This is a genomic window from Salegentibacter sp. UBA1130, assembly GCF_002311535.1.
In the GTDB taxonomy this organism is placed as follows: Bacteria; Bacteroidota; Bacteroidia; order Flavobacteriales; family Flavobacteriaceae; genus Salegentibacter; species Salegentibacter agarivorans.
The window spans coordinates 240910-262455 of record NZ_DCAP01000020.1; the positions used below are offsets into that span (position 1 = coordinate 240910).

The 21546-nt window shown below is 37.7% G+C and carries 13 protein-coding genes and 1 pseudogene; 4 read left to right on the top strand and 10 right to left on the bottom strand.

What is annotated here, in order from left to right; translation table 11 throughout:
- Positions 1–9: 9 nt before the first annotated feature.
- The 5 genes and pseudogenes from secDF to asnB form a co-directional block, all read right to left on the bottom strand.
- A complete protein-coding gene (gene secDF, locus B4F31_RS06570) occupies positions 10–3012 on the bottom strand; it encodes a protein translocase subunit SecDF (protein WP_075324882.1) in 3003 nt (1000 codons plus the stop codon).
- A 164-nt stretch (positions 3013–3176) separates the two neighbouring features.
- On the bottom strand, positions 3177–4103 hold the full coding sequence (mdh, locus tag B4F31_RS06575) for a malate dehydrogenase (RefSeq protein ID WP_075324883.1): 927 nt from the start codon (positions 4101–4103) through the stop codon (positions 3177–3179).
- 91 nt (positions 4104–4194) lie between these two features.
- Entirely contained in the window at positions 4195–5190 is a 996-nt protein-coding gene (locus tag B4F31_RS06580) for a DUF6588 family protein (RefSeq protein WP_349675920.1), read from the bottom strand.
- A gap of 123 nt (positions 5191–5313) precedes the next feature.
- Positions 5314–7254 (bottom strand): DNA topoisomerase (ATP-hydrolyzing) subunit B, encoded by a 1941-nt coding sequence (gene gyrB, locus B4F31_RS06585; protein ID WP_075324885.1) that lies wholly within the window; start codon positions 7252–7254, stop codon positions 5314–5316.
- Between the two features lie 183 nt (positions 7255–7437).
- A pseudogene (gene asnB / locus B4F31_RS06590) lies at positions 7438–9054 on the bottom strand (asparagine synthase B).
- A gap of 246 nt (positions 9055–9300) precedes the next feature.
- Here asnB and B4F31_RS06595 point away from each other — a divergent pair.
- Positions 9301–9873, top strand: a complete 573-nt coding sequence (locus tag B4F31_RS06595; protein ID WP_093304286.1) for a DUF2911 domain-containing protein — start codon at positions 9301–9303, stop codon at positions 9871–9873.
- Between the two features lie 55 nt (positions 9874–9928).
- Here B4F31_RS06595 and B4F31_RS06600 read toward each other — a convergent pair whose 3' ends face one another.
- The 5 genes from B4F31_RS06600 to B4F31_RS06620 form a co-directional block, all read right to left on the bottom strand.
- Entirely contained in the window at positions 9929–10561 is a 633-nt protein-coding gene (locus B4F31_RS06600) for a 7-carboxy-7-deazaguanine synthase QueE (protein WP_075324888.1), read from the bottom strand.
- Between the two features lie 58 nt (positions 10562–10619).
- A complete protein-coding gene (locus B4F31_RS06605) occupies positions 10620–12077 on the bottom strand; it encodes a M14 family metallopeptidase (protein ID WP_286760947.1) in 1458 nt (485 codons plus the stop codon).
- Position 12078: 1 nt separating this feature from the next.
- Positions 12079–12744 carry a peptidoglycan recognition protein family protein gene (locus tag B4F31_RS06610; RefSeq protein ID WP_286760948.1) on the bottom strand — a complete coding sequence of 222 codons (666 nt, stop codon included), beginning with the start codon at positions 12742–12744 and terminating at the stop codon, positions 12079–12081.
- 70 nt (positions 12745–12814) lie between these two features.
- Positions 12815–14230 (bottom strand): SusD/RagB family nutrient-binding outer membrane lipoprotein, encoded by a 1416-nt coding sequence (locus B4F31_RS06615; protein ID WP_286760949.1) that lies wholly within the window; start codon positions 14228–14230, stop codon positions 12815–12817.
- A gap of 12 nt (positions 14231–14242) precedes the next feature.
- Entirely contained in the window at positions 14243–17335 is a 3093-nt protein-coding gene (locus tag B4F31_RS06620; protein WP_075324892.1) for a SusC/RagA family TonB-linked outer membrane protein, read from the bottom strand.
- A gap of 168 nt (positions 17336–17503) precedes the next feature.
- On the opposite strand from B4F31_RS06620, the gene dacB reads away from it, so the two are divergent.
- From dacB to B4F31_RS06635, 3 genes are all read left to right on the top strand, one after another.
- Positions 17504–18838, top strand: coding sequence for a D-alanyl-D-alanine carboxypeptidase/D-alanyl-D-alanine endopeptidase (dacB, locus tag B4F31_RS06625; protein WP_286760950.1), 1335 nt, complete (start codon positions 17504–17506; stop codon positions 18836–18838).
- A 25-nt stretch (positions 18839–18863) separates the two neighbouring features.
- On the top strand, positions 18864–19916 hold the full coding sequence (locus B4F31_RS06630; protein WP_075324894.1) for a S66 peptidase family protein: 1053 nt from the start codon (positions 18864–18866) through the stop codon (positions 19914–19916).
- Positions 19917–19992: 76 nt separating this feature from the next.
- Positions 19993–21522, top strand: a complete 1530-nt coding sequence (locus tag B4F31_RS06635) for a helicase HerA-like domain-containing protein (RefSeq protein ID WP_286760951.1) — start codon at positions 19993–19995, stop codon at positions 21520–21522.
- Positions 21523–21546: the final 24 nt, after the last annotated feature.

Consider the following 21546-nt stretch of genomic DNA (forward strand, 5'->3'; position numbering starts at 1 on the left):
AAAGAAATCTTAAGCAGTAGTTGCTTCAGAATCTTCTTCAATTTTCTTCTTCTTTTCGATCTTAGATTTATCGGTCACACTGTCAAACATAACAGGTGTTGCGATAAATAAAGAGGAATAAGTACCTACAATCACACCAATGATCAAGGCAAACATAAAGCCTCTAATGCTCTCTCCACCAAAAATGAAGATGGCAAGTAAAACGATCAAGGTAGTAAGCGAGGTATTCAACGTACGGCTAATAGTACTATCTAAAGCGCTGTTTACCGTTCTGCCTAATGGCCAGCTGGTATGCTCGTTTACAAATTCTCTAATCCTATCAAATACAACCACGGTATCGTTTAATGAGTAACCAATTACCGTAAGGATTGCAGCGATAAATGCCTGGTTAATTTCCATACTAAATGGCATCACTTTGTAGAGTAAAGAGAAAATACCCAATACAATAATAACATCGTGAGCTACTGCGGCTACGGCACCAATACTAAACTGCCATTTTCTAAATCGTAATAAGATATAAAGGAATATTACCACTAGTGATCCTAAGATAGCCCAGAAAGAGTCGTTCTTAATATCATCGGCAATAGTTGGACCTACTTTCATAGACTGCATAATACCAATATCTTTCCCAGCTCCACCTGTAGTAAATTCATCAAAAGTAAGATCCTGCGGAAGGTAAGATTGTAAAGCATCAAACATAGATTGTTGAATCTCGTTATCTACTTCAGTGCTCTCTTCATCTACTTTATATTTTGTAGTTATCTTTAGCTGATTATTTGGCCCGAAAGTTTTTGCTTCGGCACTTCCAAATTCAGCGATAAGATCCTGTTCAACATCGGTAGGATTCACATCCTGATCAAAACGAACAGTGTAAGTTCTACCTCCAACAAAATCAACCCCCTGGTTTAATCCCTGTACTAATAAAGAACCAACACTTAGAATAATTAAAATTCCGGAGATTACATAAGCTACCTTACGTTTCCCAAGCCAGTCAATTTTTACATTTCTGAAAAGGTTTTTGGTAGCGCCGGTTGCGAATTCTAAAGATTTTCCGTTTTTACCATAACCATCAATAAATAACCTGGTAATGAAAATTGCGGTAAATAACGAAGTTGCGATACCTATTAATAAAGTAGTAGCAAAACCTTTAATTGGTCCTGTTCCTAAAATTAATAGAATAAAACCAGTTAAACCGGTAGTAATGTTGGCATCTAAAATTGAAGAAAGTGCATTGTTGAATCCATCTTTAATCGCATCTTTCTGCATTTTTCCTTTAGCAAGCTCTTCCCGGATTCTTTCAAAGATAAGTACGTTTGCATCTACCGAGATACCAATAGTTAATACAATACCGGCAATACCAGGTAATGTTAACACGGCACCTAAACCGGCAAGAATTCCGAAGATAAATAAGATGTTTACAGCAAGGGCAACATCGGCAAAAAGACCGGCCTTACCATAGTAAAATACCATCCATATCAATACAAAAACGAGGGCGATCCCGAAAGACCAAATCCCGCTGTCTATAGCTTCCTGACCTAAACTTGGTCCAACAATTTCACTTTGGATAATATCTGCGGAAGCCGGAAGTTTACCAGCTCTAAGCACGTTGGCTAAATCCTGACCTTCGGTTATGCTAAAATCTCCACTAATTTCACTTCTTCCACCTGAAATAGGCCCGGTTGAAACACCTGGAGCCGAATAAACAGTATTATCTAAAACAATAGCTATATTGCTCTGTTGGGTTGAAGCCTGACCGGTCATTTCTTCCCATACCTTAGCTCCTCTTCCGTCCATTTGCATAGATACTGCAACACGACCCATTTGGTCATAAGTTTGTTGAGCATCTGTAATCACATCACCACTAAGAGGCGGCTCCATGTTACGGTTTCCTTTTAATGCATAAAGACCAACTACACCTTCTTCATCTTCCGGGATTCCCCAGGCAAATTTAGCGTAACGTTGCTCGGCAGGAAGAATAGATCTTACCTGAGACATTTCAAGGTAGTTATTAACTTTTGCGGTATCCTGTACAGAAAAATATGCAATTACAGGACCTCCCTGGAAGCCTGGACTTTGCACTAATTCAAATAAAGGATTGTTTCCTGTAGCTACATCTGTAGTATCTTCACTTTCAGCAAGAAGTTCATCAATATCACTATCGGCAGCAGCCGTAGTATCAGCTTGAGTTTCTGCTTGCTCACTTTCTTTATCTACAACGTTTTTAAGAACATTATTAGCCTGAGCAAGGAAGTTCCCTAATTCAGTATTTTTATATACGTGCCAGAATTCAAGTTGTGCAGTACTCTGCAGCAAACCTTGTACACGATTAATATCTTTGGCACCTGGTAATTCAACAAGAATTCTTCCTGAATTTCCTAAACGCTGAATATTTGGTTGGGTTACCCCAAACTTATCAATACGTTTTCTCAATACTTCAAAAGCAGAAGTAATAGACTCATCAACTTTTCTTCTAATAACGGTTTCAACCTCGTCATTAGACATATCAAAATTAATCTCGTCACTTAAGGTTTTATTAGCAAAAATATCTGGAGATGCCAGTTTAGCATCTGGAATACTATTAAAAGCTTCAAAGAAAAGATCAATATAATCGTCCTGGCTATCTGTTGCAGCTGCATCAGCTTCAGCAATGGCCTGGTTAAAAGCAGGATCGTCGGTATTATTCGCTAGTCCGGCAAGAATATCTTTAACCGAAATTTGAAGAATTACGTTAATTCCTCCTTTAAGGTCAAGGCCTTTATTTAGCTCCTTGTCTTTCGCGTCACTGTATGTGATACCGGCAATTACCTCATTATTCGCTACCGAATCCAGATACCTTTCTTCTTCAGCATCTCTCAACGCCGAGTAATCTTCTACATTTTCGCTAATTCTTTGCCTGGCAAAATCTTCAGCTTCACTTTCTACATTATTGGTAATAAAAGTAAAAGACAACTGATATATACATACCAGCCCAAATAAAATTGCAAAAACCTTAATCAGTCCTTTGTTCTGCATTATTCCTTAAGTTATAATTAATTAGGTCGATTTTAAAAACGGACAAATATAGGGTTTCAAAAATGAAATGCCAACAATTTTTTTTTGAATAATTTAACTTTTAAACATAAAAAAGGCCGCAAATTCTGCGGCCTTTTTTAACATATATTCAAGTTTAAAACTACTTATAGTTCTAATAGGGCATTGGTTTTATTCACACCCTCTGCACTTTCTTTAATTTTATTAGACTCTGTATCATCAAGCTCGATCTCAACAATTTTCTCAAGTCCGTCTTTTCCAAGAATTGCAGGAACACCTATACAAATATCATTTAATCCGTACTCTCCTTCTAACATTGCCGAGCATGGGAACATCTTTTTCTGATCGCAAGCAATAGCCTGAACCAAAGCCGAAACTGCAGCTCCAGGTGCATACCAGGCACTGGTTCCTAATAACTTAGTTAGGGTTGCTCCACCAACTTTAGTATCTTCTGAAACCTGGTTTAAACGATCTTCAGATAAAAATGCTGAAACAGGAACCGAATTTCTTGTTGCCAATCTTGTAAGTGGCACCATCCCGGTATCACTGTGACCTCCAATTACCATTCCATCAACATCTGATGGTGGGCATTCTAAAGCTTCACTCAATCTATATTTAAAACGGGCGCTATCTAAAGCTCCACCCATTCCAATAATTTTGTTCTTTGGAAGTCCGGTAGTTTTATGCACAAGGTAAGTCATAGTATCCATAGGATTACTTACCACGATTAAGGTCACATTTGGAGAATGCTTAATAAGGTTTGAAGAAACTTCTTTTACGATCCCGGCGTTTATTCCTATTAGTTCCTCACGTGTCATTCCCGGTTTACGCGGAATACCACTGGTAATTACTGCCACATCACTGCCTGCAGTTTTAGAATAATCGTTTGTAGTTCCTGTAATTTTAGTATCAAAACCGTTTAAGGTTGCGGTTTGCATTAAATCCATTGCTTTCCCTTCGGCTACTCCTTCTTTAATATCGAGTAAAACCACTTCTGAAGCAAAATCTTTAATGGCTACATATTCTGCACAACTGGCACCCACGGCACCTGCTCCTACTATAGTAACTTTCATCTTATATTTTATTTAAATCGATTAATATTTGATTCCAAAAATACGAATATTGATATAGTATTACTATAAGATATGGTTAAAACTATGGGTTTTATATTCTGAAATGCATACCGGCATTAAGATGAAAAAACTTCCCGGCAGTTGCCATTGTACTAATCTTAAAACGGTCGAAATACAAATTAAAACCTAAATCGGCTTTAAATTGCGCCTGACTTTGATCTAAACCGCGTAGTGCCGAATTAATTGGCCCTAAAGCAACCCCCGAACCGCCCATTGCGTAATTAAAGCTTGAGTTTGTTACTCCTAAAGCTCCAAAAACTTCAAAACTATCGCCGTACAATTTAGATCCCATAACTGATGCCATCCATAGGTTAGAGTTTACGTTAACCAAATTCAAGTTTACTACGTTATCTATATTTACAGGACTAAATTCATACTCTACATCAAATTTACTGTAAGCGATTATAGCAGCGGCTTGAAAGTCTTCTTCATTATTAAATTTAAAATATTGCGAGAAATTATGTTTTACTCCAGCACCATAAGTTGTGATAGCTACTCCATCTACAGTTAACTGAGGTAAAAATCTTGCCGAAAATTCTGTTTCATAAGGTAAACCTACATTAGCCTGAACAAAAGGATATGCTACCACACTTTTATTCACGCCTTCGAGAGCCTGAAATTCAAAAGATTCTCCTAATAAAGTTCCTTCAAAATAAACATCAGTTTCTCCACCAAAGGCTGTAGGTACTACAGCATTACTTTCATCTCCTTTAAGACTCAAAATTGGACCACCGCTCTCGTGAACACCCGCAAGATCACCATTTGATATTGTAAAAGATTGCCTGTTAGAAGGAACAAATAAAGCATTTCCCTGAAAGGAAATCTCTACTTTCCATGGTTTTAAAGCAGTTGCTGAAGTAAACCAACCGGCCCCGGCCTGATAAGCAACCCCTTCGGCTGCAGGTCCTGCAAATTCATCCGCAATATACAGCATCTCATTTGCGAATTTTGTAACATCGCCCTCCTGAGCGTAGGAATTAACTGAAAATAAAATAAATAGAATGAGGTATTTAGCTTGAAATTTCAAAATAAGTAGGTGTTAAGTTAGGCGGTAAAAATAATAAAAAAAGCACTCCTAAAACAAGTTTAAAAAAATCATAAAAAAACCCGTAAGCTCACTTACGGGTTTTCCTTTTCAAAATATTCTCAATTATGCATCAATATTAGCATATTTAGCATTCTTCTCAATAAATTCACGTCTTGGCGGCACCTCATCTCCCATAAGCATAGAGAAAATTCTATCGGCTTCACTACTATTATCAATATTTACCTGTCTAAGTTTACGTCTTTCAGGATCCATAGTAGTATCCCAAAGTTGCTCAGCATTCATCTCACCAAGACCTTTATAACGTTGAATTTGTACGCCACCGCTGTAACTTTCAGCAATCTCATCACGTTCTTCTTCACTCCAGGCATAGCGTTTTCTGCTACCCTTTTTAACCAAATATAAAGGTGGAGTTGCAATATAAATATGACCTCCTTCTATTAATTCTTTCATATATCTATAGAAGAAAGTTAAAATAAGCGTTTCAATGTGACTACCATCTACATCGGCATCACACATTATCACTACTTTATGATATCTTAATTTATCGGTATTCAGAGCTTTACTATCTTCCTCAGTACCAATAGTAACCCCAAGAGCAGTGTAAATATTTTTTATCTCTTCGTTATCAAAAACACGATGCGTCATCGCTTTTTCAACATTCAGAATTTTCCCTCTTAACGGAAGAATAGCCTGGAATCTACGATCTCTACCTTGTTTGGCTGTACCACCTGCAGAGTCACCCTCAACAAGGAACACTTCACTTTGAGTAGGATCCTGCTCAGAACAGTCAGATAATTTCCCGGGCAAACCGCCAATACTCATTGCGGTTTTACGTTGAACCATATCTCGCGCTTTCTTGGCTGCATTTCTAGCCTGGGCCGCAAGAATTACTTTTTGAATAATGGTTTTGGCATCATTCGGGTTTTCTTCCAGGTAATTTTCAAGCATTTCTGAAACCGCCTGAGAAACCGCCGAAGTTACCTCCCTGTTCCCAAGTTTTGTTTTTGTTTGTCCTTCAAATTGAGGCTCGGCAACTTTTACTGAAATTATCGCAGTTAGACCTTCACGAAAATCATCTCCAACGATTTCAAATTTCAGCTTATCCAACATTCCAGAAGCATCGGCATATTTTTTAAGCGTAGTGGTTAAACCACGTCTAAAACCAGATAAATGCGTACCTCCTTCGTGGGTATTGATATTATTTACGTAAGAATGAAGATTTTCATTGAACGAAGTATTGTAAACCATAGCAACCTCAACCGGGATATCGTTCTTCTCACCTTCCATCGCGATCACATCCGCAATAATTGGCTCACGGTTCCCATCAAGGAATTTTATAAATTCTTTTAATCCTTCTTCAGAATAAAATCTCTCAGAAAGATATTCTCCTTTTTCATTAACCTCACGCTTATCGGTAAGTGTAATTTGAATTCCCTTATTAAGGAAAGCTAACTCACGCATTCTGCTAGACAAAGTCTCATAGCTGTAATCTACGCTCTGCTGAAAAATACTGGAATCGGGCTTAAAAGTAATCACCGTTCCATTTAGATCGGTTTCACCAACAGGCTTAACCGGGTAAAGCGGTTTTCCTATTTCATACTCTTGTTCCCAAATTTGTCCGTCACGGTAAACCGTTGCTTTTAGAGAAGTAGACAGTGCGTTAACACAACTAACCCCAACCCCGTGTAAACCACCGGAAACTTTATAAGAATCTTTATCGAATTTACCCCCGGCACCAATTTTTGTCATTACCACTTGTAGGGCAGAAACGCCTTCCTTCTTGTGAAGGTCTATTGGAATTCCCCTTCCGTTATCCTCGGTGGTTACAGAACCGTCTTCGTTAATGGTTACTTTAATTGTATCACAATGGCCGGCCATAGCCTCATCTATAGAGTTATCTACCACCTCGTACACCAAATGGTGCAAACCTCTTACACCGGTATCCCCAATATACATTGAAGGCCTAAGGCGTACGTGCTCCATACCTTCTAAAGCCTGGATACTATCGGCCGAATAACTGTGTTTTTTGGGTTCTTCGCTCATATATTTTGCTAATTAAATTCGTCTATTTTGAATAACGAACAAATATAACAAAACGCACATTTTTAATAGGCTAAGAAGCTTGACAAGGGTTTTAAGTTATTAACAATTTGTGCAAAAAAAAGCCCAAAATACAGCAAAATAAAAGCTGCATTTCGGGCATAACAAACCACACGATTGTTTACTCTATATTTGGGCTAATTCCTCAAGCTGTTTTTTAGCATTTGTTGCTACGTGAGAAGTGTTTGCTCTTCCGCTTGGATCAAGGTCTTCCTGCCATTTCGGAATCCATCTTTTTACTGTTTTTGCAGCATTTTCCTGCGGGAAATGACTGTGGAATATTTCTCTATAGAAATATGCTTCTTTAGTAGCCGGTGTGTTGTAAGGATACTTCTCTGAAGCCTTTGCTATTTGCTCATCACTAACTTTGGCTGAAGCGTAGGCAATCAACTCGTCTATCCAGCTGTAACCAACACCATCACTAAATTGTTCCTTTTGCCGCCATAAAACCTCGTCTGGTAAAAATGGCTGCTCTGGAGTATCAAAAGCTTTTCTAAGAATATATTTCTCAACGCCATCATAGGTTTTTGGCAGTTTATGCACAGCTTCAGTTTCCATTGCTGTTTTTAAGAATGCTTTATCTAAAAATGGAACCCTTGCTTCCAGCCCGTGGGCCATTGTAGATTTATCTGCTCTTAGGCAATCTGCAGTAGCCAATCTTTGCACTCTTCTTATAGTTTCCTTCTGAAAATCATCAGCCGTAGGTGCGTTTTTAAAGTAAAGGTAACCTCCAAAGATCTCATCGGCTCCTTCCCCACTTAAAACAACTTTTACGCCTTTCTCCTTAATTCCTTTTGAAAGAAAATACATTGGGGTGCTAGCCCTTATAGAAGTAACATCATAAGTTTCTAAATGCCATACCAGTTTTTTAAGGATATCAATTCCTTCTTCTACGGTAAAATGAAATTCGCTATGCTCGGTGCCCAGAAATTTAGCAACTTTTCTTGCTGCAACTAAATCTGGCGCGGTTTCATCTAAACCTATTGAAAAAGAATGTAATTTTTGGCCGCTGTCTTTCATTAATCTTGCTGCGATAGAAGAGGTTAAAGAAGAATCCAAACCTCCGCTTAATAAAACTCCCAGGGGAACATCGGCCATTAATCTTTTACGGGTGGCTTCAATTAAACTTTCTCTTATTTTTGAAAGATCTAATTCCTTCGTTGCTTTTTTATAATCAAACCAATCTGGCGTGTAATACTCTACAAAACCAGTTTCAGGCGTGTAATAATGCCCGGGAGGAAAAGCTGCAAAACTACTACATTGATCAACCAAAGTTTTCATTTCACTGGCAAACCAAATAGAACCTTCATCATCTGTTCCGTAGTAAAGTGGCTTTACCCCAATTGGATCTCTTGCTACGATAAAATCTTTACCATCTACCACTACAAAAGAAAATACGCCATCTAATTTATTAAGAAAATCTACACCGAATTCTTCATATAAATGGACAATTACTTCTGAATCTCCTGTGGTTCTAAAAGTATGATGTTTCAATTCATTATTTCGCAATGCCTGGTGGTTATAAATCTCGCCGTTGTGAATCATCCAGGCAGTGAAGTACCCTGGATAGGTTGTTTTCCGGTTTCAAGATCTACAATAGACAATCTTTCGTGACTTAACATACCCTTCTTCGGTTACATGCACATCACTTTCATCTGGACCGCGGTGCGACATTCTTTTTGATAGCCCGCCAATCTTTTCTTCTGATAATCGTTTTCCGATTACTGCTAAAATTCCACACATAACATTTGCATTATTAATTCCATTCAAATATGCGCCAGAGAATACATTATGTAAACACAAATTAGTATATTGGTATAATCTGAAAATAATTTTTGGAAAATTAGGATTCAGAAGTAAGTAAATTATACCTAAAAAACTTTCAAACTTTACATCTGTAAAAACTCAATAATTTAACAGCAACTAAATAAATCTTTAACACCTTAAGAAATAACAGTAAACTATCTTTAACCTTAAAAATCTAACACAATGAAGAAAATACTTTTAACTACGCTATGTTTAATTGGATTTTTGGGATTCCAAGATTTAAACGCCCAGGAAACAGAAAATACCAACGGACCTAATTTTCCGAAATTAGATACCAGCCCAATGGATATGATTATACATCGCGATCAAAAAGACGAGGTAATTATGCGGGTAATTTACAGCCGACCTCAAACCCGGGATCGCGAAATTTTTGGTAAACTGGTGCCTTACGGAGAAGTTTGGAGAACCGGTGCTAACGAAGCTACCGAAATCACTTTTTACAAAGACATGGAAATTGGTGGTGAAACTGTAAAGGCAGGTACTTATACTTTATACACTATTCCAGACGAAAAAGAGTGGACTGTTATCCTAAATCAATCCACGCATACCTGGGGAGCTTATGAATATACCGACAAACAAGACTACGTAAGAATTAAAGTGCCTGTAAGAAATTCCAGCCAGAAAATTGAGAATTTCTCTATGGCCATAGAGCAGAAAGAAGGGGACGCAGGAGCAAACCTATTAATGGGTTGGGCCGATAAATATATTAAAGTGCCTTTCTCTCCCGCTGGATAATATTAAATACAATTTTTACTAAAAACGGCTGTTTGATTTATAAACAGCCGTTTTTTTATGGAATATTAAGATATTTATGGGTTTGTAGTGAAACCTTCCACTTCGGGTGTTTCATCACAAAGTCTACAATAAGTGGCATCATTTTATCTCTATTACTCCACTCTGGTTGCAGATAAAGAATACAATTTTCGCTCACTTTTTCAGCCTGCTCCTCAGCAAACTTGAAATCGTGTTTGTTAAAAATAATCACTTTAAGCTCGTGGGCCAGCGGATAAATTTCTTCGGTAGGTAATTTTATTTTCTTGGGCGATAAACAAATCCAATCCCATTGGCCGGTTAGTTTATAAGCTCCAGAAGTTTCTATATGAATATCACAACCTTTAGCTTTTAAAGCGCCGGTAAGCCTCGTCATATCCCAGGTTAATGGTTCTCCACCTGTAATCACAATGGTTTTGCTACTTGCAACTGCTTTTTCAACAATCTCCCCAATATGCGTTGGCGGGTGAATATTTGGGTCCCAGCTCTCTTTCACGTCACACCAGTGGCATCCTACATCACAACCTCCAATTCTAATAAAATAAGCGGCCGTTCCTTTATGAAATCCCTCTCCCTGGATGGTGTAAAATTCTTCCATAAGCGGAAGCATAATCCCATCGTCTACCAATGCCTTAGTCTCTTCTGTAATCATAGCCTGCAAAGATACGTAATCTCTTATTTTTAAGCTGTGCTTATGGCTGAATTACTTTCTAATCTAAAATAAGCGCATTTTCTACCTGGAATTTTTCTTCGGAAAGGTCTATCAAAAATCCGTTAATAACCGCGTATTCTAATTCCCCATCTTTTTCGAGGAAGAAATGAGGCTGTAGACTTTCTGAAATTTCAAACTCTTTAGAAACAATATTAATAGGAATTTCTGCAAAATCTTCTTCTGGAAGTTCATTTAAAGCGACATAAGCATACCCTTTACGAAGTATTTCTGAAATATTTTCCTGCTGAAGCTCAGCTAAATTTTCAAAACTTTCAGGATAAATTTTTCCTTCTAATAATTTAAAACCCGAAGCATCCAGGTCTTCATAACCGTAAAACGTAGAAAGATCGCCCCTGTCTGCTATATAGGCATCGTAAAAATAATCAAGGTTTTCATCCTGAACTTCTCGCTGATTAATTCCTAAATCTAATATATATTCTTTTCCTAACAGCTCATAGGTAAGTCCGGTGAGCTTAAGATCAAAAAGTTTGCGGTCATTATTCGGTATTTTCTCGTATTCAGATATCTCAGCATTTTTATAATCTTCTTCAGCAATAGAAAAAACTGCAGCAAGAATTGAAACGAAATTTAACTTTCTAATCTCCTGCTTTTCGGGATCATTTGGGTAGCCACCAGATTCAATTAAAATAGTGCTGGTTCCCCATTTTTGAATATTATCGCCAAAAGCTCGCGGCTCGAAATCGTCGTTATATCGCCCAACCTGGCCGGGAGCGTATTCCTGAAGAATATTATTCATTTGAACAATTACCTGCATTGCCGCGGCCCGAACATCATTTATAGATTTTTCATAATTATAAGCGGGAGCCAGATATGAAATAGTTGCCGGTTTTGGAGTTCTTTCGGCATTATAATAAGTGCTTTGATCGTGAAGGTTAAATCCAAAATCGGCATCCAGACTATCCCGCACTCTTTTTAAAGTTTTACTTTCTGGCGATTGTAAACGTAGAGCATCGCGATTAATATCTACTCCCAATAAATTTCTACGCTGAAAACGCTGAGCGCCATCAGGATTCAGCATTGGTAAAAAATGAAGTTTTACCTTTTTCAACATTTCCTCTTTTTCTTCTGAAAATGCTTCGGAATCCAGGAAATTAAGAATATCAAAAATAGCCATCGTAGCTGTAGATTCATCGCCGTGCATTTGCGACCAGAGAAAAACGTCTACCTCACCTTCACCATTTGAAATTAACTGAAGTGGCCTGCCCTCAATAGATTCTCCAACTTTTGCCACTTCAAAATTCTCTTTTTCCTTAAACTTCTCAATTAAAGTTTGAATTTCAGAATGTGTAAATCGACGTTGTTCAATAGATTCTTCCTTGAAATCTTCATAGGAATTATACAATTCTTTATAAAGTTCCTTTTCCTGTGCAGAGCTGACTGAAACATTAAAAAAACCGCACAAAAACAACAGCAAGCTTATATTTTTAAAATTCATTTTAAGGATTTTTGGGTACCGGTTTAAAATTAAGGTTTTTAGTTTTTTCACGTACTTTTTGCATAAAATCTTTTCCAGGATCGGTCTTTTGGGTTCGGTAGCCCTCGTCTTTTTCCAGCCATAACTCATGGCCTTCAAACTGCGGATATTCGTAATGCCCCAGCAAATATTCTATATCATATTTTTCATTTAAATATTTCACTAAATCAATATTAGCTTTAAGTTGAGCTTTGGTAAGCGGAGTTTCTCTTGTGCCGCCAACATTTTCTACCCCAATCGCGACATGGTTTAATCCAATTACGTGCCTGGCCATAGTAGTTTCCGGCATTAACCGGTAAATTGTTCCATCACGGTCTACCAGAAAATGGGCGGAAACATTTAAAGCACCGGCTTGCTGAATATCTTCTCTAGCACCCGGTAATTTAACAGGATTAAATGCTCTAAAAGAACTTTCTAAATCTGGAATAGCGGTCCAGTGTAAGACAATCATTTTTGGAGTAATTTCTGGAGAAGATTGTTCTAAATTGTAGCGTTCCTTTAGATATTCTAAGCTAAATTCTTTTCGTTCTTCATTAAAAATGATTGGACGATCAATAATCCTTTCTGAAACATCTGCACTTTTACAACTAAACAGGAAAAGGGTGAAGATTATAATTATATACCTCATTTTATAAGTATTTAAAACCAAAATCTCCCGGGCAAGCCGGGAGATTTGAAATTATTGTTTTAATTAGGGATTATTCGTCCCAAAAAATTCTGTCTAATAAAGTTACATCTGGAACATTGCTACCGTTTCTTCCAATTTCAGAATCGGGATAACGCAATCTTCTAATAAACTGCCCATTAAGATCTGGGTTTAAGTTGGCCGGAAGATCAAAATTCTCATAATCATAATCATGTCTTCTGGCATCTACCCAGGCTTCTGGATGTAAGAACATAGCCACCCATTTTTCTTTAAAAATATGATCTATGGTGAAATTATCTTCCCCTACACTTACTGCCGAGCTATTTACATAGGCATCTATCTTTGATTGTTCTACACCCAACATTCTCATATGCGCTCTTATTCCTTCAAGATAGGCATTATAAGAACGTGTTTTATCTATTTCAAAAGCTGCTTCGGCTTCAATAAATTTTTGTTCTGCGTAGGTAGCGATTAATACAGGAGACTGTTCTGAAGTATAAAAGTCTCCCGGAACCAGCGTAGAACGCTCACCAGATTCGGCTGCACTACCGCGGCCTTCTCCATTTGGAACTCCAATATACTCTCCATCGTCAGTAGTTCCGATCATATACGGCAAACGGGGATCTTCTACACCAAAGGTGGTACCATCGGTAGCTTCTACAAATTGTTCAGAAATCCAGCCGCCCAGGATTAGGTTTTCGTTATTAATAGCCACATTCGCCCAGGGATTGAATTCTTCTTCAAAATATTCTACCTCGGCATTATCTTCATTACTTTCAAAACCTGCATCAATCGCTGCCAAAATTTCGGTAGGATTATATTGATCGGTTTTACTTAAGTGATTAGCATAACGCGCCTTTAGCATATTTCCAAACTTAATCCATTGATCTGCATCTCCATTATAGATATAATCATCTGAACCTATGGGTAAATCTGTTTCTTGCGATAGGTTTGCTATTCCATTATCAAGTAATTCAAAAACCCTATTATACAAAGCTGCATCATCATCGTAAGCCGGAGTGATGGTTTCAAAATTGAAACTTTCGCTAAACGGAGCATCTCCAAAAGCATCCACGGTCATGGCTAAATTCAATGCCATTAGAATCTGGCCAGCACCTTCGTAATGGGAAGCGCCTGTTTCGTTAGCTTCCAGAATCATATCATTAAGATCGGTCATTACATTATACAAAGAAGACCAGGTGGTATTAAAACTAAGTTCATCCATAACATCAGAGGCACTTCCCTGGTTGGGGGACGCCAAATACTGTACATAGTTGGAAGTTGTATTTCCAATTCTAAATGTATTTTGAGCAGTTTCAAATGTAGAATTCACCATCAATCCGCTCAAAGGAGCAGTAGTAGGGTTATTTGGATTCTCATTTATATCCAGGTAATCCTCACAGGCTGTAAATGTGAGAAACAGCCCGGCGATTGCTATAAAACTATATGTTTTTCTTAAAATTTTCATATTCAATATTTTTTATAAACCTAAGTTAAGTGTAAAAAACAAGCTTTGCACGCCCGGATATCCAAGTCCTGTAAAGCCTGTAGCATTCCCACCGGCACCGGCACTAAAAGATTCGGGATCAAAACCATCCCAGGGTGTGTAAAGGATGATATTATTAGCAGCTACCGATACTCTCGCGGTTTCAAGGAAAGAAATAGCATCTAACACGTTATCTCCAAAATTATACCCAAGGGAAATGTTACGTAGTTTAATAAAAGAAGCATCGTGCACAAAGTTTTCACTAACCGTACGATAATTATTTCTATAGTAACCTGCGCCATAATCCCTACCATCAGGACCTTCACCCTGGCCTAACCAAACTTCTTGAGTATTGGGCGTTCCATCGGCAAGTACGCCTTCAAAAACCCGGGTTTCGTTTCTATCTAAAGTATATTCAGCTATACCAAAAGCAGAGAAAAAGTTATCGTATTGGCTATATTGTTCTAAACCGGTTCTAAAATCAATAAGGAAAGAAAGGTCAAAATTCTTATAGGTGAAATCATTTTTTAAACCACCAATCCATTTTGGGGTGGTATTTCCTAAGATTAACTGATTACCATTTCTAACCGGAAAACCATTTTCCCCAATTACCTTAGGTAAATCTTCATTTAAGAAAAGGTTATTTGCATCGGCTCCATATCTTTCATAACTACTTCCAAATATATTACCATACGCCTCTCCTTCTATAAGTTGCATAGTTACGGTACTACCAGCGTAGCCATATTGGCTTCCCACCTGAATTTGCTCAATACCTTCTCTAATGCTTACAACTTCGTTTTGGTTATATGCAGCGTTCAAAGTAACATTCCAGGTAAAATCTTCGGTTCTAATAGGATTCCCGGTAATTATGAATTCAACACCCTGGTTTTCTATTTCCCCGGCGTTGGTTATGAAAGTAGAAAATCCTGATGATTCAGAAACAGGAACAGGAATAATTTGATCTTTACTATTAGACTTATACCAGGTAAAATCAATTCCCAAACGGTTTCCGAAGAATCTAAGATCTGTACCTAATTCTATAGAAGTAGTTCTTTCAGGTTTTAGGCCAAGATCACCAAATTGGCTAAATCTAGTAAAACCAACTTCCCCGCCTAAAGGGAAAATACCCGGTGAAGTATAGGTTTGACCTATTCTATAAGGATCGGTGTCTTTACCCACTTCAGCATAAGAAGCTCTAAGTTTACCATAAGAAAGTACTTCTGGCATTTCAAAAGCTTCAGTAAATGCAAAACCTAAGTTTACAGATGGATAAAAGAATGAATTATTCCCTTGTGGTAAAGTTGATGTCCAGTCGTTTCTCGCAGTAATATTTAAGAATAACATATCATCATAATCTACCATAAGGTCTCCATATAACCCCACCAGCCTTTTCTTACGCTTATCTTGTGAGTTTGAAATCTGGCTTGCGTAACTAAGGTCATAAAATTGAGGAATTACAAAATTCTCCCCGGTAGCATCTACTCTTTCATAATCACGTTCAAAAACATCGTTACCAACACGTAAAGTAGTGTTCCATTTATCGTCCCATTGTTTTTTTAGCGTAATAAAAAGGTTAGAGTTTATATCTCTACTATCTATCCTGGTTTCAGTTATAAACCCTTGCGAACTTAAAGGAACTTCACCTTCAATTCCTAATGGCCCCGGCGTAATTTCTGTTCGGGAATCTGTATAGAAATCGGTACCAATTAGGTAATTAACATCCATCCATTCAAACGGACTGTAAGTAAAATTAAGGTTACCAATTATACGGTTTACTTCGTCTTCAAAAGTACTAAAACGTGCATCGTAAATAGGATTGGTATTGGTTCCTATACTTTTCATAGTACCATCTTCATTTATATAATCATTTATATCCTGCATAGGAGTATTATAAACCATACGTTCCATAAATCTATCGTGTGGCACCCGGTTACCACCGGAAATTGTATAACTCATATTACCGGCAACCTTAAACTGGTCACTAAATTTCAACTCTCCATTTAATCTTGCAGAAGTTCTTCCCCAGTCACTAAAAGGAATAATCCCTTCCTGATCTAAATTATTAAGTGAAGCGTAAAAATTAGCTTTTTCATTACCGCCTGAAATATTAAAAGAATTATCTATTTGAACTCCAGTTCTCATGGCATCTCTCCAAATATCATTTATTTGAGCATCAGGATCTATTTCTCTAATTTCATCTATGGAAGGACCCCAGTTTGGCCAAAAAGAATTAGGATCGTAAACGCCACCAAATCCCTGGCCATACACATCCTGAATTTCTGGATATTGATTTACTTCTTCAAAACCAATAGAGCTGTTTACATTTATTCTTACATCTCCTGCTTTACCTTTTTTAGTGGTAATAATTACGGCTCCATTTGCAGCCCTAACCCCATAAAGTGCTGTAGCGGCAGCACCTTTTAGTACGTTCATAGATTCTATATCGTTCGGGTTAATATCTGCAGCACGGTTAGATAAACCACGAGGTGTACTACCGCTTTCGGTAGTAGAGTTATCTACCGGAACCCCATCAATTACAAATAACGGCTGGTTATCGGCATTTGGATCTAAAGAGTTTACACCCCGAATAATTATTCTTGCACTCTGCCCTGGAGCACCACCTGAATTAGTAATTTGCACCCCTGCAGTTTGTCCTTGCAGTGCGCTTACAATATTAGGCTGATTAGTTTTCGTAATATCTTCACCCTGTATTTCCTGTACAGCATAACCCAGTGCTTTCTTCTCTCTTTCTATTCCCAGGGAAGTTACTACTACTTCATCAAGACCCTCCATGTCTTCGATCATAGCAACATTAATTACACTACGGCCTTCTATGGCTTGTTCCTGGTTTTCAAAACCTAGGGAAGAAAATACCAGCACTGCATCTGCAGCAACTTCAATAGCATAATTCCCATCCATATCAGTTACCGTTCCGTCATTAGTTCCCTTTACCAAAACGTTTACCCCTGGCAAAGGCATTCCATCACTGGCCACAGTAACCGTACCGGTCACTTCAGTTTGTTGGGCCAGCACTCCAGTAATCTGGAAAAATGCCAGCAAGGCCATAATTGTTAGTTTGTTTCTCATTCCTTTTGTGTTAAAGTTTTCTGAATTATAAATTAAATATACCGAAAAGCGCCAGAACTGGGCAAATTTGTTGACTTAAAAATTAAACTTTTATTAACTTCTTGGTAATTAAATTAACTTTGTGCTAATTTTTTAAAAATATGTAAACCTGTTTAAAATTTTATAATTGTGAAAATCTACCCCACTTTAAAATTATCCTTGAAAATTGTAATTTTCCTCCTAATTACTATCTCGATTTCCTCATGTTCCACCACACGCAAAATAAGCAAGCCTTTAGATAAGATTTTTACCCAATCTCCGGTTTTTGAACAGGGATTTGTAGGATTTATGCTCGTAGATCCAGAAGAAAATAAAACTATTTATAGCCATAATGCCGGTAAATATTTCACCCCGGCCTCCAACACCAAATTATTTACATTTTATGCAGGTCTAAAAATTCTGGGAGATTCTATTCCTGCACTTAAATATTCTATTGAAAACGACACGCTTTATTTTAAAGCTACTGGAGACCCATCATTTTTAAATGAAAATTTACCAAATTCCTCAGTTTTTCAATTTTTGAAGAAAAACGAAAATCATTTGGCCTATGTGGCACCAACATATACCGAAAAGCACCAGGGACCTGGTTGGGCCTGGGACGATTATAACGCCTACTATTCGGCAGAGCGTACTGCTTTTCCCATTTATGGCAATATGGTAGGATTCAAGTTTAAAAAAAATAAGGAGTTCCCCTTGGTTTCCCCTACAATTTTTAAAGATTCACTGGTTAGTTCTAAAGACAGCCTGGTTTCAGCCCGGCTTAGACGTGATATTGTTAAGAATAATTTCCAGTTCAATAATCAGGAAAAGGAATCAGATTTTTCTCAATCTGTACCCTTTAAATATTCTTCAGAAATTCTCCTGAAACTTCTAAGTGATACGCTACAAAAACCGGTTAGCCTGGTTCAGAATTCAGAAATAAATCAAAAACTTCAAAAAACACGCTACAGTATTCCCAGCGATAGTGTGTATAAAGAAATGCTGAAAGTAAGTGATAATTTTATTGCAGAACAGATTTTAATAATGGCGGCAGGAAAATTATCTGATACTCTTAAATCTGATATCGCTATAAATTTTATGAAGGAAAATCATCTAAAAGATCTTCCAGATGAACCTATGTGGTACGATGGCTCCGGACTTTCACGCTATAACCTTTTTACTCCTCGAAGCATTGTGAAATTACTAACGAAAATTAAAGCCGAAGTACCGGAAGAAGAATTATTAGATATGCTGCCCACCGGCGGACATTCGGGAACTATCAAAAATTATTACAAAGCCGATGAGCCTTATGTTTTTGCAAAAACCGGAACTTTAAAAAATAATCACAGCCTTAGCGGATACCTAAAAACCAAAAGCGGAAAACTACTAATTTTTAGCTTTATGAATAGCAATTACACGGTTCCTACTTCAGTTTTAAAGGCTGAAATGGAAAAGGTATTGCTGCAGATTCGTGATAATTACTAACTTTAATTCTTCAAAATCTTCATACATGCAACGTAGAAAATTCATTCAAAATATAGGAATTGGGAGCTTAGCTTTTCCGCTGGCTAATTTTACTGAAATTGATAAAATTAAGCTTTCAAATAATTCGGTGATAATTCCGCAGGGATTAAAAGAAGGAGATACGGTTGGCGTTGTAAGTCCGTCTAGCGCTATTTTTGAAACCGAACCCTACGAAATTGCTAAAGAAAGTTTGGAAGCTATGGGCTTAAAAGTGAAATTCGGCAAATTCGTAAAAAGTAGCTATGGCCACCTGGCAGGAACCGATGAAGAACGGGCCGAAGAACTCAATAACATGTTTCGCGACGAAAATATTCAGGCCGTAATGGCCCTTCGTGGAGGATCTGGCGCGGCGAGAATCCTGGATAAATTAGATTATGAATTGATAAAAAACAATCCAAAAATTTTTATTGGCTACAGCGATATTACGGCCTTACACCTGGCGATTTTCGAAAAAACCGGACTCGTTACTTATCATGGACCATTGGCGGTTTCTACCTGGAATTCTTTTAGTTTTGTTCATTTTAAACGTTTGTTATTCGATAAGGAAAAAATCACTTTTACAAATCCTAAAGATAAAGGTGATAACCTGGCTCAAACTAAAAACCGTATTAGAACTATTCAACCCGGCGAAGCCACCGGCCGACTTATAGGCGGAAATCTTTCGGTTCTTACCGGAATTATGGGATCGGAATATTTTCCTACAAATTGGAAAAACAATATTTTATATTTAGAAGATGTTGGCGAACAAATTTATGCTGTAGACAGGATGATGAGCCAGTTACAATTGGGAGGAGTTCTGGATAAAATAAGCGGATTTGTCTTTGGAAAATGCACCAGCTGCAATCCCGGCGGCTCAGGTTATGGTTCTCTAACTATGGAAGAAGTTATGGATCATTACATAAAACCTTTACATATTCCTGCTTTTTCTGGAGCGATGATTGGCCATATAGACGATAACATTACCGTTCCTAACGGATTGAAAGCGAAGATAAACGCTACAAACGGAAGTATAGAACTTTTAGAAAACCCCGTAAAATAACCTGAGATTTAAAAGTAAATTGACTGAAAACCGGCAATTATTCGCAACAATTCTTATTTTTAAGGAAATTTGAAACGTGGATAAAAAACAAGAATTTGTAGATCATATTCGCAATGCCTACCAACCAAAAGGAGATTTTATTCATTTAGGTGCGGCAATGCTAGATGGTGAAACTTTCGCCGATGCGGCGGTTAAAATCCCGCTAAAAACCATGAACCGCCACGGATTAATCGCCGGAGCAACAGGAACAGGAAAATCTAAAACATTGCAAATTCTTGCTGAAAACCTTTCGCAAAAGGGTGTCCCGGTTTTATTGATGGATGTAAAGGGAGACCTTAGTGGGATCGCCAAACCATCAGCCGGAGAAGAATTTTTACATGAAAGACATAAAAAAATAGGTTTTCCGTTTGAAGCTTCAAAATCACCCGTTGAATTTCTTACAATTTCAGAACAGGATGGTGTTCGTTTAAGGGCCACGGTCAGTGAATTTGGTCCTATTCTTTTATCTCGAATTTTAGATGTTACCCCAACCCAGGAAGGAATTCTCGCTATCATTTTTAAATACTGCGACGATCATCACTTACCATTATTAGACCTGAAGGATCTTAAAAAAATGCTTCAGTATGTTACTAATGAAGGTCGCGAAAATATAGAAAACGAATACGGAAGAATTTCAAGCGCATCCACCGGTGCTATTCTTAGAAAAATTGTAGCCCTTGAACAGCAGGGAGCCGAACGCTTTTTCGGGGAACGTTCTTTTAACGTAACCGATCTTACCAGGAAAGACGAAAATGGCCACGGTTATGTAAATATCATGCGACTTACCGATATTCAGGATAGGCCGAAGTTATTTTCAACATTTATGTTGAGTTTACTCGCAGAGATCTACACCACTTTCCCCGAAGAAGGCGACAGCGACAAGCCAAAACTGGTTTTATTTATTGATGAAGCCCATCTTATTTTTAAAGAAGCTTCAGGCGCGTTGCTGGATCAAATTGAAAGTATTGTAAAGTTAATTAGGTCTAAAGGCGTAGGGCTTTACTTTGTCACTCAAAACCCCACCGATGTACCTTCCCAAGTATTGGGCCAACTGGGTTTAAAAATTCAGCATGCATTAAGAGCATTTACCGCCAAAGACCGAAAAGCGATAAAATTATCGGCTGAAAATTATCCAATTTCTGAATATTACGATACCAAAAACCAGCTTACCTCGTTAGGTATTGGTGAGGCGCTGGTTTCGGCATTAGACGAGAAAGGAAGACCTTCTGCCCTTGCTGCCACCATGTTAAGAGCACCAATGAGCAGGATGGATATTTTAACTGATACTGAACTGGAAGAACTTATTTTTCAATCTAAATTACGTCCAAAATATAACGAGGAAATAGATCGTGAGAGTGCATACGAACTTCTAAATAAAAAAATAGAAGAAGCTGAAGTTAAAGAAGCCAAAGAAAAGGCTGAAGCTGAAGCTTTAGAACGGGAAAAAGCCAGTAGTAAAACTTCCCGTAAAACCTCTGGCAAAACCCAGGGAGCAGTAATTAAAGTGCTTACCAGCGCAACATTTATTAGAGGCGTTATGGGCGTACTCAACAAATTATTAAAATAAATATCATCAATATTCAATCTAAAA